This window comes from Candidatus Latescibacter sp. IFSED24, from assembly GCF_058273205.1.
Window position 1 is genome coordinate 2,411,606 of the sequence record NZ_CM177850.1, and the last position, 14,212, is coordinate 2,425,817.

The window sequence follows — 14,212 nt, forward strand, 5'->3', positions numbered from 1 at the left end:
CCCGCATGATCCCGATCATCGACAGCGTGATCGACCCCGCCGTCCGCCAGCGCGCCATCCAGCGCTACCGCGAGCGCGGCATCGTCCTGCCCACCTTCGCCCAGATGCGCGAGCCGCGGCTCATACCCGCGAAGGTGGTCGACCGGCTCGCCAGGATCGGACTGTGGGACCTCGATCCGCTGAACCTCTTCCGCATCACCTGGAAGAACGCGCCGCAGGAGCGGGGCGGCGGGTTCGGCGAGGTCAACGCCCTCGAGCTGCCGCCGGCCGTGACCGGGGTGCCGGCGCGCATCGTGGCGCTCGTGGGCAAGTGGTTCCCCACCGGGGCGCACAAGGTGGGCGCGGCGTACGGCTGCCTCGCGCCCAAGATCATCAGCGGCGGCTTCGACCCCACCTACCACAAGGCGGTGTGGCCGTCGACGGGCAACTACTGCCGCGGCGGCGCCTTCGACTCGTACCTCATGGACTGCACCGCGGTGGCCATCCTGCCCGAGGAGATGAGCCGCGAACGCTTCGACTGGCTGCACGACATCGGCGCCGAGGTCATCGCCACGCCGGGCTGCGAGTCCAACGTCAAGGAGATCTACGACAAGTGCTGGGAGCTGCGGCGGACGCGCGAGGACGTGGTGATCTTCAACCAGTTCTCCGAGTTCGGCAACGCGGTCTGGCACCACCACTGCACCGGCGCGGCCATCGCCGAGGTCTATGCCCGGCTCGCCACCCGTGACAGCCGCCTGGCCGCCTACGTCTCGGCCACCGGCTCGGCGGGCACCCTCGCCGCCGGCGACTTCCTCAAGCTCGACACCCCGCAGCTGAAGATCGTGGCCTCCGAGGCGCTGCAGTGCCCCACCCTGCTGCGCAACGGCTTCGGCGGCCACCGCATCGAGGGCATCGGCGACAAGCACGTGCCCTGGATCCACAACGTGCGCAACACCGACGCGGTGGCGGCCATCGACGATGCCGACTGCATGCGCCTGCTGCGCCTGTTCAACGACCCCGTGGGCCACCAGGAACTCGCGGTGGCCGGGGTGCCCGCCGAGACCGTGGCGCAGCTGCCGCTGCTGGGCATCTCCAGCATCGCCAACGTGCTGACCGCGATCAAGGCCGCGCGCTGGTTCGAGTACGACGCGGACGACATCATCGTCACCGTGGCCACCGACTCGGTCGACCTCTACACCTCGCGCCTCGCCGAGCTGACCGCCGCCCACGGCCCCTACACCCCGGTCCAGGCCGCCTGCGACCGCGAGCGCTGCCTCCTCGGCCAGGGCACCGACAATTTCAAGGAGCTGACGCACCCCGACCGCCAGGCCATCCACAACCTCAAGTACTACACCTGGATCGAGCAGCAGCAGATGGAACTGGACGACCTCAACGCCATGTGGCACGACCGTCGGCTCTGGCCGCGCCTCTTCGCCCAGCCCGCGCGCTGGGACGAGATGATCGAGGAGTTCAACGCCGAGACCGGCGTCCTCGCCGGACTCTGACCCGGAGGACGACATGGACGGGTATCTCCTGACCGCAGTCCAGCTCGTCGACGGCCAGACCGCGCGGCCGGGCAGCCTGCGCACCGCGGGCGAGCGCATCGCCGATATCCTGCCCGCCGACCTCGTCGCCGGCGACCTGGCCGACTGCGCCGCCCGCCACGGTTGCGAGGTGGTCGACGGCCGCGGGCTCTGGCTGGTCCCCGGCGGGGTCGACCCCCACGTCCACTTCGCGCTCTCCGCGGGCGGCACGGTCACCGTGGACGACTTCGTCTCGGGCTCGCGCGCCGCCCTGGCCGGGGGCACCACCACCGTCCTCGATTTCGTCACCCCCGGCCGCGAGGAATCGCTGCTCGCGGCCGCCGAGGCGCGTCTGGCCGCCGCCAGCCCGGCCTGCTGCGATTTCGCCCTCCACGCCAGCGTCACCGCCTGGCGCCCGGACACCGCCGCCGAGCTGCGCGCGTGCCGCGACCGCCTGGGCTGCCGCTCGGTGAAGCTCTACCTGGCCTACCTCGAGACCATCGGCCTGGAAGCGGCGGACCTGGCGGCGGCCATGGCCGCGGCCGCTGACCTGGACCTGACCGTGCTCCTGCACTGCGAGGACGGCGCCGAGGTGAGCCGCCGCCAGCGGGAGCTGCTCACGGCGGGCGAGCGGGGACCGTCGGCGCATCCGCGGTCGCGCCCTCCCGCGTGCGAGGCCGTGGCCGTCAACCGGGCGCTCGCCCTGGCGCACCGGACCGGCTGCCGGCCCTACCTGGTGCACCTCTCCACCGCGGAGGCCGTGGCGGCCGTCGCCGCCGCCCGCGAGGTCGGCCAGACCGTCCTCGCCGAGACCTGTCCGCAGTACCTGCTGCTGGACGAGGGCGTGTACGCGGGGAGCTTCGCCGAGGCGGCACCGTTCGTCATGAGCCCGCCGCTGCGGGCGCCGGCGCACGTGGCCGCGCTGCAGCGGGCGCTCGCCGCCGGGTTCTTCGACGTGGTGGCCACCGATCATTGCTCGTTCGACCTGGCCGGCCAGAAGGAGCTGGGGCGCGACGATTTCACGCGCATCCCCGGCGGCGCGGCCGGCGTCCAGCACCGCCTCGCCCTGCTGCACACGCTGGCCGTAGCGTCCGGCCGGATCTCCCCCACGGCGTGGGTCCGGCTGGTGGCCCAGCGCCCCGCCGAGATCTTCGGGCTGTACCCGCGCAAGGGCAGCCTCCAGGTGGGCGCCGACGCCGACCTCGTGCTCTGGGATCCCAACGCCCACTGGACCATCCACGCCGCCGACGACCACCACCGCTGCGACCACAGCATCTACGAGGGGCGTGCGGTTGTAGGCCGCGCCGTGGGGGTATGGCAGCGCGGCCGCAGCGTGGTGCAGGACGGCGTGGTGACCGCCGATCCCGGCGCGGGCCGCTACCTGCGCTAGGGCAGCGACCCCACCTCGTACGCGGTCAGGCGGTTGTCGTAGAGCCCCGGCACCACCAGAAGCCCCCGCTCGGGCACGTACTCGAAATCGGCGCAGAACGCCCCCGAAGCGGTGGTGTCGAGCAGCTCGGCCAGGGTGCCGTCGGGCGCCACATGGAGCAGGCGTCCGTTGAAGTCGGACACCAGGATGCCGCCGTGACCGTCGTGCCGGATGCCGTCGACCACGGCGCCCGAGCCCAGGCTCGCCACCGTCGTGACGCTCTGGTCGGCCAGGTCGACGGCCTTGAGGCAGCCGTCGCCCAGATCGCCGTAGAGCAGACGCTCTCCGTCCATGAGCAGGCCGTTGGGCTGGTCGATCCGCTCGCCCATGAACCAGACGCTGATCACCCCTTCGGCCAGCCGGTGGATGCAACCGGCACGCGTGTCCGAGATGTAGACCCGGCCCTCGACGTCGCAGGCCACGTCGTTGGGAAAGCGGGCGTCGGGGATGGCGAAGGTCTCGCGGATCTCGCCGCGCTCGGGATCGATCCTGTAGAGCTGCCGGCGATCGACCACCCAGAGCTCGCCGCCGTGCAGGGTCATGCCGGTGGGCCGCGCCAGTCCGCGGACCCATTCGGCATCGAGGACCTCGCCGCCCGGGGACAGGCGGGCGATGGTCTCGTCGCCGCCACGGTAGTACTCGGTGACGTAGAGCACGTCGCGGTCGGGATCGTAGAGCGCCGACTCGGGGAGGCGGTGGCCGGTGCCGTGCTGCCAGAGCTTGGTGATGCCCTTCGCGAAGAAATCGTCGGCGTTGTCCTGCCCCATCAGGCCCCAGCCGCCGAAACTCTCGAGGACCACGAATAGCAGCTCGTTCTCGCCCTGTTGCAAGGGCAGGTACAGCGTGTCCTCCAGGCCGATGATGCCGCTGAAGGTCTCGTCGCGCGACCGGTAGGCGCTGTTGCCCGCGAAGACCGGCCGACCGTTCAGGTAGACATGGGCCTGGTCGCTGTAGCCGAAGGAGAACCGGCGGACCTCGTCCTGGTCGGCGACCAGGGTGGTGCGGGCGAAGACGAGGTCGGTCAGGCCCTGGTGGCGCGGCGCGTGGCGGGCGATGTCGAGCAGGCCGCCGGGTTCGGTGCCGGCGGTCGTCCAGACGAGCTGGTCGCGCAGCGCCTGATCGGGATAGACCGCGGCGTCCACGTCGGTGGCGAGGAACGTCTGCGACAGTTCCCAGCGCCGGACCAGGCCGCGGGGATGGACCGGGATGGGCGCCGGTTCGAACGCGAGGTCGCTGGTGCGGGTGATCGAGAAGTCGGCGAAGAACGCGGCCGGCCGGCGCTCGGACTTGATGCCCACCGCGCCGGCGCGCGGCTCGTGCTTGAGGTCGACGATCACCAGGGCGGGTGCGGTCTGGTCACCGAAGAAGACGCGGGCCTGGCGCCCCTTGATCTCGAGCCTCACATGGATCCACTCGCCCGCGGGGATGGGGGCGGCCGCGGTGAAACCAGGACCGTTGTAGAGCTGCCAGCCGGCCACGCCCCCGAAGACCGGCGTGTACTGCAACGCGTCGGGTCGGTCGGGGACGTGCGGGCGGCAGTAGAAGTTCTCGTAGGCGAGCGGGCCGGCCGCCCGGAAGGTGATGCCCGGATAGCCGCGCGTGCCGTCCACGGCGAGGTCGTACTCGATGATGCCGTCGATGAAATCGGCGCCGGGCACGTAGGCCGACCCCACCAGCGCCTGGCGGCCGAGGTGCTCGACGATCTCCGCGTTGTGGAGCACCCAGCGGTCGGAATCGAAGGGGATCACCTCGGCGAGCACCGGCCACGTGGTCAGGGTCATGGCCAGCGTCAGGAACACGGCGCGGCGGATCATGGTAGAAACTCCTCGACGATGGGAACACCGGCACTGGCCAGGACTACGCGGGCGGGCGAAAAAGGTTGTTCAAACGGGCGGCCGGGAGGAATATCCATGACCGGATGCCCCGCTGGCCGAGTTTCGCTAACTTGATGGAAAGACGTGGCCAAACCGCATCCGGAACGACCTTTGCAAGCATGGACCAAGCATCGTCGGTATCACGGGACCAGGACCCTAGGGACGGGGGCGATCATGACGAACGGGAAGCAGAACACGCTGCAGAATCATCTCCTGGCGCTGAAGTCGGGAGCGCGCAGGTTCGAGAACGCCTTCGAGTCGATCAGCCGCATGATCCTCGAGGGCGAGATCACGAAGGTCGTGGTCAACGGCAAGTCCACCTACGACTTCAACATCTTCCGCCACGGCAAGAAGCACATCATCGGCATGTACGATGAGATCAACAGCTTCGTCTCCTACGTCAAGGATGCGGCCGAGGGCGGCTCGTCGGCCGAGATGGCGTACGTGCTGGTGGGCGAACCGGGCAACGGCAAGACCTTCTTCGTGGAGTACGTCAGCCGCCTGTACCGCGAGTTCCTGGCCCGCGAGGAGAACCGGCGCTACACCTTCCGGTTCACCGGCCTGGACAGTTTCGGATCATACGGCAAGATCACGACCATCGAGAGCCAGACATACGAGGATCCGGCGCTGCTCGGCCTGAATCTCTTCGAATCCGTGGACGAGAGCAGCCGCCACCTCGCCAGCAAGTACGGCTTCGACGACGCCCTGCTCGAGCGGCTCCACGAGAACTACCGCCCGCTGGGCGCCTGCAGCGGCTACATCTGGAACGAGATCCGCGAGCGCTACGACGGCAACCTCGAGTCCATGCTCGGGCACGTCGAGATCATCCCCGTGCCCTTGACCGAGAGCCTGGGCACGGTCACCGGCAAGTATCCCGCCAAGGACAAGATCACCTCGAGCGCGGTCGACCTCCTCGGCGAGGAATCGATCCAGCGGCTCCTGCACATCACCGACACCAACAACCCCTACCGCTTCGACCTGCGGCGCGGGGCGCTGGCGCGCGTAGCCGGCGGCGGCATCCACTTCTCCGACGAGATGTTCAAGAACAAGAAGGACCTGGTCCAGGTCTACCTCGGCGTGATCCAGAACCGCACCATCGAGATCGACGGCTACAAGTGGCCCATCGACACCCTGATCATCGCCACCAGCAACAACAGCGAGTTCAACCGCTTCCTCGCCGAGAAGGAGGAGGCGCCCATCGTCGACCGCTGCCGCATCAGCTACATCTCGCACAACACCAACTATCGGCTGCAGGAGCAGCTCACGCAGTACGCCATCGGCAGCGAGACCAAGACCACGCTCACGCGCGAAGAGCTGCACCAGGACCCCAACCTGAACTACGCCGCCTCGGTGACGGTGACGCTCTCGCGGCTGCCCCGCTCGGAGAAGCTCACGCCCATCGAGACCATGAAACTGGCGGCGGGCGAGATCGCGGGCGAGAAATCGATCAAGACGCTGGCCGAGGTCATCGACACCCTGAGCCAGGACACCGACATCACCAACCGCTTCGGCCAGAAGGGCCTGGGGCAGCGCAACCTGGGCCGCGCCATCCAGCTCATGGTCGAGAGCTCGGAGACCAACGAGGGCAGCTGCATGTTCGCCCACGACGTCTTCCACACCATCGAGCGCGTGATCCTCGATTACGTCCACGACAACAACGACCGCGCCAAGTACCTCGAGGACCTCAAGACCGCCAAGGGCCTGTACCGCGAGCGGATCATGACCGAGATGTTCAACGCCTACATGGACGAACCGCAGGCGATCCGCAAGGACGTCATGAACTACGTCAACATGGTCATCGGCATCGACGCCGAGCACCTCGGCCCCGACAAGATGTGGAAGTACAAGGATCCGCAGTCCGGCGAGCTGCGCGCGCTGAAGGTGGACGAGCGTTTCATCAAGAGCATCGAGGAGCGGCTCCAGCTCAAGTCGGACGAGCAGCGCGAGAGCTTCCGCACCTCGATCCGCAAGATCTACGGCCAGAAGATCTCGGTCGACCCGAACTACGACTTCATGGACAACCTCGAGCTGGTCAAGGCGGTCACCGACGTGCGGCTGAAGAGCGACATCGCCGGCGCCGGCAGCCTCATCGGCGCGCTGGCCAACCGGACCAACGAGGAGAACCAGAACCTCTACGACCGCATGATCGACACCATGCTGAACAAGCTGGGCTACTGCCGGACCTGCGCGCAGAAGACCATCGAGTACTTCTGCACCCAGGAGGACGAGAGCTGACATGAACGAGCGCACGCGGGCATTGCTGGCCGAGCTGGAGGCCCTGCAGATCGCCGGGTCCCGCGGCGCCCGGCTGCGCGAGGAGATCCTGCAGAGCGGCAGCCACGGCGCCGCTGCCCCGCGTTTCACGCCCGGCCTGCCGGTCCTCTCCCGCATCTACAACGTCCCCTACGCGTTCGGCGATCTGCCCTGGCTGCAGGCGCTGGGTCGCGCCCAGGCGAGCCCGGTGGTGCGTCTGGGCACCCTCGACGATCTCATGGACCGCGACTCGCGCCGCGAGGAGGACGGCTTCCCGCGCAAGATCCGCATCGGCCGGCTGGCCAAGCCCGGCAAGGGAGGCCAGGACAAGGTGGTGGTGGTGCCGTCCACGGTGGAGGAGAAGTTCGTCCACGACCCCAACTTCGCCCAGTCGCCCGAGGGCGGCGGCGAGGCCGGCGGCACCGGCGACGGCGAGGAGGGCGAGGTCATCGGCGAGCAGCCCGTGCGTCCCGAGGAGGGCGAGGGCGACGGCGCCGGGCCGGGCCAGGGCGAGGGCGGCCCGCACGAGATGGAGAGCAACGCCTACGACCTCGGCCGCATCCTCACCGAGCAGTTCCAGCTGCCCAACCTCGAGGAGAAGGGCAAGCGACGGTCGCTCACGCGCTACAACTACGACCTGACCGACCGCAACCGCGGCTTCGGGCAGCTGCTGGACAAGAAGGCGACGCTGCGCCAGATCGTCGAGACCAACATCGGCCTGGGCCGCATCGCGGCCGGCGAGGCGCTCGATCCCGCCGAGTTCATCATGGCGCCGCGCGACAAGGTCTACCGCGTGCTCAGCAAGGAGCAGGACTACGAGTCGCAGGCCGTGGTGTTCTTCCTGCGCGACTACTCGGGGTCCATGGGCGGCAAGCCCACCGAGCTGGTGGTCTCGCAGCACGTGCTGATCTACAGCTGGATCCTCTACCAGTTCCAGGGCCTGGTGGACTCGCGCTTCGTGCTCCACGACACCGAGGCCAAGGAGGTCGAGGACTTCTACACCTACTACAACAGCCGCGTCGCCGGCGGCACCCGCGTCGCCTCGGCGTTCAAGCTGGTGAACGAGATCGTCAAGCAGGAGAACCTGGCCCGCGACTACAACATCTACGTGTTCTACGGCACCGACGGCGACGACTGGGACAGCGAGGGCAAGGAAGCCATCCCCGAGATCGAGACCATGCTCGACTACGCCGCGCGGGTGGGCGTTACCATCGCCGAACGCGGCTACGGCGGCAGCAGCGAGACCGAGGTCGAGAAGTACCTCAAGGGGTCGGGCCTGCTCGAGTCGCAGAAGAAGAAGATCCGCCTCGACGTGATGCCCGACGGCGCCGACGAGCCGCGCCTGATCGAGGGCATCCGCGAGCTGATCAGCGAAACCTAGGGAGTCAGCGTGCAGCTCATCGACCAGCACACCAAGGCGATCATGGAGGGCTGCAAGGAGCGCGCCCGCGACGCCGGCCTGCGCTTCGACGACGAGTCGCTCGAGTACGTGGTCACCAACCGCGACCTGGTCGAGCTCTCGCCCAAGGTGATGATCCCCACGCTCTACGACTACTGGGTCCACGACGTCGAGGTACTGCAGGGGCGCGGCCGTTACGAGCTGTACCCGCACAACCCGTACGAGACCGTGATCAACACGCGGCCGGCCATCAGCTTCTACAACGACAACAACCCCGACTGGCTCAACGTGATGATCTTCTACCACGTCCTGGGCCACATCGACTTCTTCCAGAACAACCTCTTCTATCGCCACACCTGGGACGACGATTTCACCGGCCGCGCGCTGGCCGACAAGCGCGCCATCGCCGCGCTGCGCAGCGAATACGGCCGCTGGGTCGACTACACCATCGAGTTCGCCCGCGCGGTCGACAACCTGGTCGACTTCCACGGCGTGGTCTCCCATCTGCACCGCCCCCAGGGCGACGGCCTCTCCTCGCGCCTCGATTGGTACTTCGACATTTTCCTCCAGGACGAGAAGCACGTCCGCATCAGCGATTACGTGGCCGAGATCGACCGCTACAACCGCTGCGTCCGCGACCACGCCGACCGCGCCGAGGACGAGTTCTTCAAGGACGTGACGCGCAAGCATCCCGAGTTCCAGGCCATGTACGAGAAGTCGGGGCAGCTCGAGGCCGTCAACGACCGCGACGTCATGCAGTTCCTGCTCGACCACAGCGAGTTCCTGAACAAGGACGAGAACCGCTGGATGAAGCAGGTGATCCAGATCGTGCGACAGACCTCGCTCTACTTCCAGCCGCAGATCCGCACCAAGATCATGAACGAGGGCTGGGCGAGCTACTGGCACGACACGCTGTTCATGCGCGACGACCGCATCACCGGCCACGAGGTCGATTACGCCCGGGTCAACGCCGCGGTCACTAGCATGCCGCGCGTGGGCCTGAACCCCTACGCGCTGGGCATGCGCCTCTTCCAGTTCATCGAGGACGCCGCCGACAAGGGGCGTTACAGCCGCGCGTTCCTCTCGCTGCTGGGCGTCGCCGAGCGCCGGCGCTTCGACCAGCACACCGGCACCGGTCGCGACTACATCTTCGCCGTGCGCGAAAATCTCAACGATTTCCTCTTCACCTCGACGTTCCTCGAGCAGGATTTCGTCGACCACCACAAGCTCTTCGTGGCCGATCGCGTCCTCGACGAGCAGCGCATGGTCTGGCGCTGGTTCGTGAAGAGCCGCTCCGCCACGCAGTACAAGAAGATGGTCGTCGACCAGCTCTACCACCCGCCGCACATCACGGTCGACATCGAGCGCACCAAGTCCGACACCCTCTTCCTGATCCACCACTTCGAGGGCAAGCCCTTGGTCCACGACTTCATCAAGAACACCATGCTCGGCATCGAGTACCTGTGGGGCGGCGCGGTGAAGCTGGAGACGAGCGAGGTCAAGTCCATCGACCATCCTGATCCCGAGACGGCGCCTCCCGACGCCGAACCCGAGATCACCTGGAAACGCGTGCGCTACACCATGCGGGGGCGCAAGCTGAGCAAGGGGCTGATCTAGGCATGGATGCGATACGCAAGGCCCTCAACGACCTCGCCGACAGCCAGCGCGGCCTCGATGCCGGCCGCGTGCTGAGCTTCGAGGAGTTCCTCGCCCAGCTCCGCTGGCGACCCGACCGCCTGATCCGCAACGCACACCAGCTCTTCCACGACATGGTGCGGCTGAACGTCGGCGACGGGTACGACGAGTACCCCGACGACCCCGAATCCATCAACTTCATCGCCTACGACTTCGGCCCGCTGCTGGTGGAAGGCACCGATCAGCCCTTCTTCGCCGACCGCATCTTCGCCAACCGGCTGATGAACATGGTCGAGGGCTTCCGCGGCGGCGCGCAGCAGAACAAGATCTACCTGTTCATCGGCCCGCCCGGCAGCGGCAAGTCCATCTTCCTCAACAACCTGCTCAAGCACCTCGAGCTATACGCCAACAGCCCCGACGGCTGCCGCTACGAGACCGTGTGGCGACTCGACCGCGAGCTCCTCGGCGGCGACGTGCAGGCCGAGGCCAGCGAGCAGCTGAGCCGCCTGCTGGGCGATCGCAAGACCTCGCGCCTCCTGCAGGACCTCACCGGCAGCCGCAAGGTGCGCGCGCGTCAGGGCTACGTCGAAGTCCCCTGCCCCAGCCACGACAACCCCATCCTGCAGATCCCCCGCGAACAGCGCGCGGGCCTCTTCGATTCGCTGTTCCAGAACGACGAGTTCAAGTGGAACCTCTCGGTGGGCAAGGACTACGACTGGGTCTTCCGCGACGAACCGTGCACCGTGTGCAGTTCGCTCTACCAGGCGCTCCTGCAGAAGCTCGAGGATCCGGCCCAGGTCTTCCAGATGATCCACGCCCGCCCCTACGTGTTCAACCGGCGCCTCGGCGAGGGCATCACGGTCTTCAACCCCGGCGACCGCGCCATGCGCAATCCCGTGCTCACCAACCCCGAGCTGCAGCGTCGCATCAGTGTCCTGCTCGGCGACAGCAACCAGGTCCGCTACCTCTTTTCGCGCTACGCCCGCACCAACAACGGCGTCTTCGCGCTGATGGACATCAAGGGCCACAACAAGGACCGGCTGCTCGAGCTGCACAACATCGTCTCGGACGGCGTGCACAAGGTCGAGGAGATCGAGGAACGCGTGAAATCGCTCTTCCTCGGCGTGATGAACCCCGAGGACGAGCAGAACATCCGCGGGTTCCAGTCGCTCACCGACCGCATCGAGCTGATCAAGATCAACTACGTGCTCGATTCGTCCACCGAGGTGGCGATCTACGAGGAGATCTTCGGCCGGCACATCCACGAGAGCTTCCTGCCGCGCGTGCTCGAGAACTTCGCCCGGGTGATCATCTCCAGCCGGCTGAACGAGGAATCACCCGCGCTGCTCGATTGGATCGGCGACCCCGAGAAGTACCAGCTCTACTGCGACGAGAACCTGTTCCTCTTGAAGATGGCCATCTACCGCGGCGTCATCCCTTCCTGGCTCGACGAGGAGGACCGCCGCCAGTTCACCGCCCGCCGCCGCCGCAAGATCATCGCCGAAGCCGAGTACGAGGGCGCCCAGGGCTTCAGCGGCCGCGACGCCATCGACATCTTCCAGGACCTCTTCGCGCTGCACCTGCGCGAGAACCAGCTCGTGACCATGGACACCCTGGCCAAGTTCTTCACCAAGACCCGGCCCGAGCTGGCCAAGAAGCTGCCCAAGGGCTTCCTCGACGCGCTGCGCCGCCAGTACAACTACCAGACGCTGCAGGAAGTGAAGGAATCGCTCTACTACTACAACGAGGACCAGATCGCGCGCGACCTGCAGAACTATCTCTTCGCTCTCAACTACGAGACCGGCACCACCGTCACCTGCACTTACACCGGCGAGAAGCTCGACATCACCGAGACCTTCCTCGCCGCCATCGAGGACCGCCTGCTCGGGGTCGACGCCCGCGAGGGCCAGCGCCGCGAATTCCGCGCGGCCACCCAGCGCACCTACACCTCGCGCACCCTGACCCAGGAGATCATGGTGGGCGGCAAGCCCATCACCGAGACCGAGCTCTACCGCGATCTCCACGAGCGTTACGTCTACCACCTGAAAGAGAAGGTGCTCGAGCCGTTCCTCGGCAATGAGAACTTCCGTCGCGCGCTCAAGGACCTCGGCAGCGACGATTTCCGCACCTACGACCAGAAGATCCAGGCCGACGTCAAGTTCCTCATCGCCAACCTCTGCGACCGCTACGGGTACAACGAGGAGTCGGCGCGCGAGGTCTGCATCTACGTGGTCGACAACGACCTGACCGAGAGCTTCTCCGAATAGAGCGCTGGCGGCCGCCCGGCGGCCGCGCTAGAATCCCGCTCATGAACGACCTCATGGCCCAGCGGTACCTCGCCCTGCTCGGCGTCCCGGCCCGGCCGCCCTCGCTGACGGCGCTCGGCGAGCTCTGCGCCGCCCAGCTCGCACGCATTCCCTTCGAGAACGTGTCCAAGCTGATCCAGGCCGGTCGCGGCGAACCACCCGTCCTGCCGTCGATCGAGCTCTTCCTCGACCGGGCCGAGCACGCCTTCCTCGGGGGCACCTGCTACGCCTGCAACGCGTTCTTCGGCGAGCTCCTCGCCCAACTCGGCTACGACGCCCGCTACTGTGGCGCCGACATGTCCCGCCCCGACGTCCACCTGGTCAACGTGGTCTCCCTGGCGGGACGCCGCTGGCTGGTGGACGTTGGTTACGGCGCGCCCTTCCTGGGGCCCATGCCGCTGGAGGACGACGATCCGGTGATCATCCGCCGCGGCCTGGACCGTTACCGTCTCTATGCCGCCACCGAGACCAGCCGCGCCCGGCTCGAGCACCGCCACGACGGCGAGGTCGTGCACGGCTACACCCTCAATCCCCGCCCCCGGCGCCTCGAGGAGTTCGCGCCCATGGTGGCCGCTTCCTTCCGCCCCGAGGCTCCGTTCCTCAACCGGCTGCGCATCGTGCGCCACGGCGGAAAGCGGACCGTCGCCGTGCGCGACCTGACGGTCCAGGTGATCACGGGCGATCGCATCCGCGAGCGAGACCTTCCCGACCGGGACGCGCTCATGACGGTGGTGGAGGTCCTGCTGCAGATTCCCCGCGACTTCCTCGCCGAGGCGCTGGCCGCGCTGCCCCCCGAGCAGCGGCACGGTACCTGACAACTCCGATTTGTGGTAGATTGAGGGTGCGACCTGGCCGCCTTGGCGGCCCACAACGGGGCGCTGCGATCCCCTGTCTTCCGGCGCCCATGGCATCGAGGAGAATACCATGGCCGACGTGAACCTGATCCTGAGCATCCCCCAGGGCGCGATCACCGCCACCTCCCTGAGCGTCGCAGGCCTGGCCCTACATCGCAGTCCCGGTTCGGGGAAGCACTTCCAGGGCCGTAAGATCCTGGTCGATCTCGCGCTCGACAATCGCCAGCCCGCCTTCACCTACCTGGACGAGGGAGGCTGGCGCGACACTCTGGGCGACACCCTGGCCGCACTCGAGGCGGTCGGCGGCGGCAAGCGCACCAAGACCGCGCTGTCGAACAACGCCTTCTCGTGCACGCCCCTCGATGCCTACCGGAGCTGCTATCTGGCCAAGACCGGGGGCGAGGTCATGGAACTCGAACCTGGCGACATCCTCCAGCGCTTCGACTCCAGCGATTGCCAGGACGGGATGACGCCGGCCGCCGTGGCCACCGCCGTGGGCGTGCCCGAACCGGCTTCTCGCCGCCCGCGGCTCTACATGGTGATGTGCCCGGTGGAACTGCTGCTCCTGTCCAACCTGACCCCCGTCGAGTACGCCTGGTACGCGACGCATCGGCCGGGCAAGGTCTTCCGGCAGGTTGTGTTCACCGAATTGCGCACCGACCAGACCCAGCTCGCGGCGCTCAGCCGCTACCTCGACGGTCGCCAGGATCTCGAGACCCAGCCCGCCAAGAAGACCAAGACCGTGGTCTTCGAGGACTGCATGAGCCAGGTGCCCTTCGCCGCGTGGCAGGGCTATGTCGACGAGAAGCGGATCGCGCTCTACGCCGCCGACCAGCAACAGGTCGGCTTCTGGCGCTTCCCCGCCGAGATCCCGCGCTTCTGGGAGCGGGCGGCGGACTGACGCCCCTGGCGAGCCGGTGAGCTGGATCGAGGAGCCGGACCAGATGTCCGGCTCCTTCC

9 protein-coding genes are annotated in these 14,212 nt (G+C 67.5%); 8 read left to right on the top strand and 1 reads right to left on the bottom strand.

Features of this window, described 5'->3' with window-relative positions:
* Positions 1-14: 14 nt before the first annotated feature.
* Complete coding sequence (locus IFSED24_RS09655) at positions 15-1,484, top strand: pyridoxal-phosphate dependent enzyme (protein WP_491335046.1); 1,470 nt, start codon at positions 15-17, stop codon at positions 1,482-1,484.
* A 13-nt stretch (positions 1,485-1,497) separates the two neighbouring features.
* Positions 1,498-2,892: a dihydropyrimidinase gene (hydA, locus tag IFSED24_RS09660; protein WP_491335010.1), complete on the top strand. Its 1,395-nt coding sequence runs from the start codon at positions 1,498-1,500 to the stop codon at positions 2,890-2,892.
* Here hydA and IFSED24_RS09665 read toward each other — a convergent pair.
* Positions 2,889-4,745 (bottom strand): SMP-30/gluconolactonase/LRE family protein, encoded by a 1,857-nt coding sequence (locus IFSED24_RS09665; protein WP_491335011.1) that lies wholly within the window; start codon positions 4,743-4,745, stop codon positions 2,889-2,891. The two genes, hydA and IFSED24_RS09665, sit on opposite strands and share 4 nt — an antisense overlap.
* 234 nt (positions 4,746-4,979) lie before the next feature.
* On the opposite strand from IFSED24_RS09665, the gene IFSED24_RS09670 reads away from it, so the two are divergent.
* From IFSED24_RS09670 to IFSED24_RS09695, 6 genes are all read left to right on the top strand, one after another.
* A complete protein-coding gene (locus tag IFSED24_RS09670; RefSeq protein WP_491335012.1) occupies positions 4,980-7,040 on the top strand; it encodes a serine protein kinase PrkA in 2,061 nt (686 codons plus the stop codon).
* Position 7,041: 1 nt separating this feature from the next.
* Positions 7,042-8,439 (top strand): DUF444 family protein, encoded by a 1,398-nt coding sequence (locus IFSED24_RS09675; RefSeq protein ID WP_491335013.1) that lies wholly within the window; start codon positions 7,042-7,044, stop codon positions 8,437-8,439.
* A gap of 9 nt (positions 8,440-8,448) precedes the next feature.
* Positions 8,449-10,074, top strand: a complete 1,626-nt coding sequence (locus IFSED24_RS09680; protein WP_491335014.1) for a SpoVR family protein — start codon at positions 8,449-8,451, stop codon at positions 10,072-10,074.
* A 2-nt stretch (positions 10,075-10,076) separates the two neighbouring features.
* Entirely contained in the window at positions 10,077-12,359 is a 2,283-nt protein-coding gene (locus IFSED24_RS09685) for a serine protein kinase PrkA (RefSeq protein ID WP_491335015.1), read from the top strand.
* 41 nt (positions 12,360-12,400) lie between these two features.
* Positions 12,401-13,213, top strand: coding sequence for an arylamine N-acetyltransferase family protein (locus IFSED24_RS09690; protein WP_491335016.1), 813 nt, complete (start codon positions 12,401-12,403; stop codon positions 13,211-13,213).
* Between the two features lie 109 nt (positions 13,214-13,322).
* Positions 13,323-14,153, top strand: a complete 831-nt coding sequence (locus IFSED24_RS09695; protein WP_491335017.1) for a hypothetical protein — start codon at positions 13,323-13,325, stop codon at positions 14,151-14,153.
* Positions 14,154-14,212: the final 59 nt, after the last annotated feature.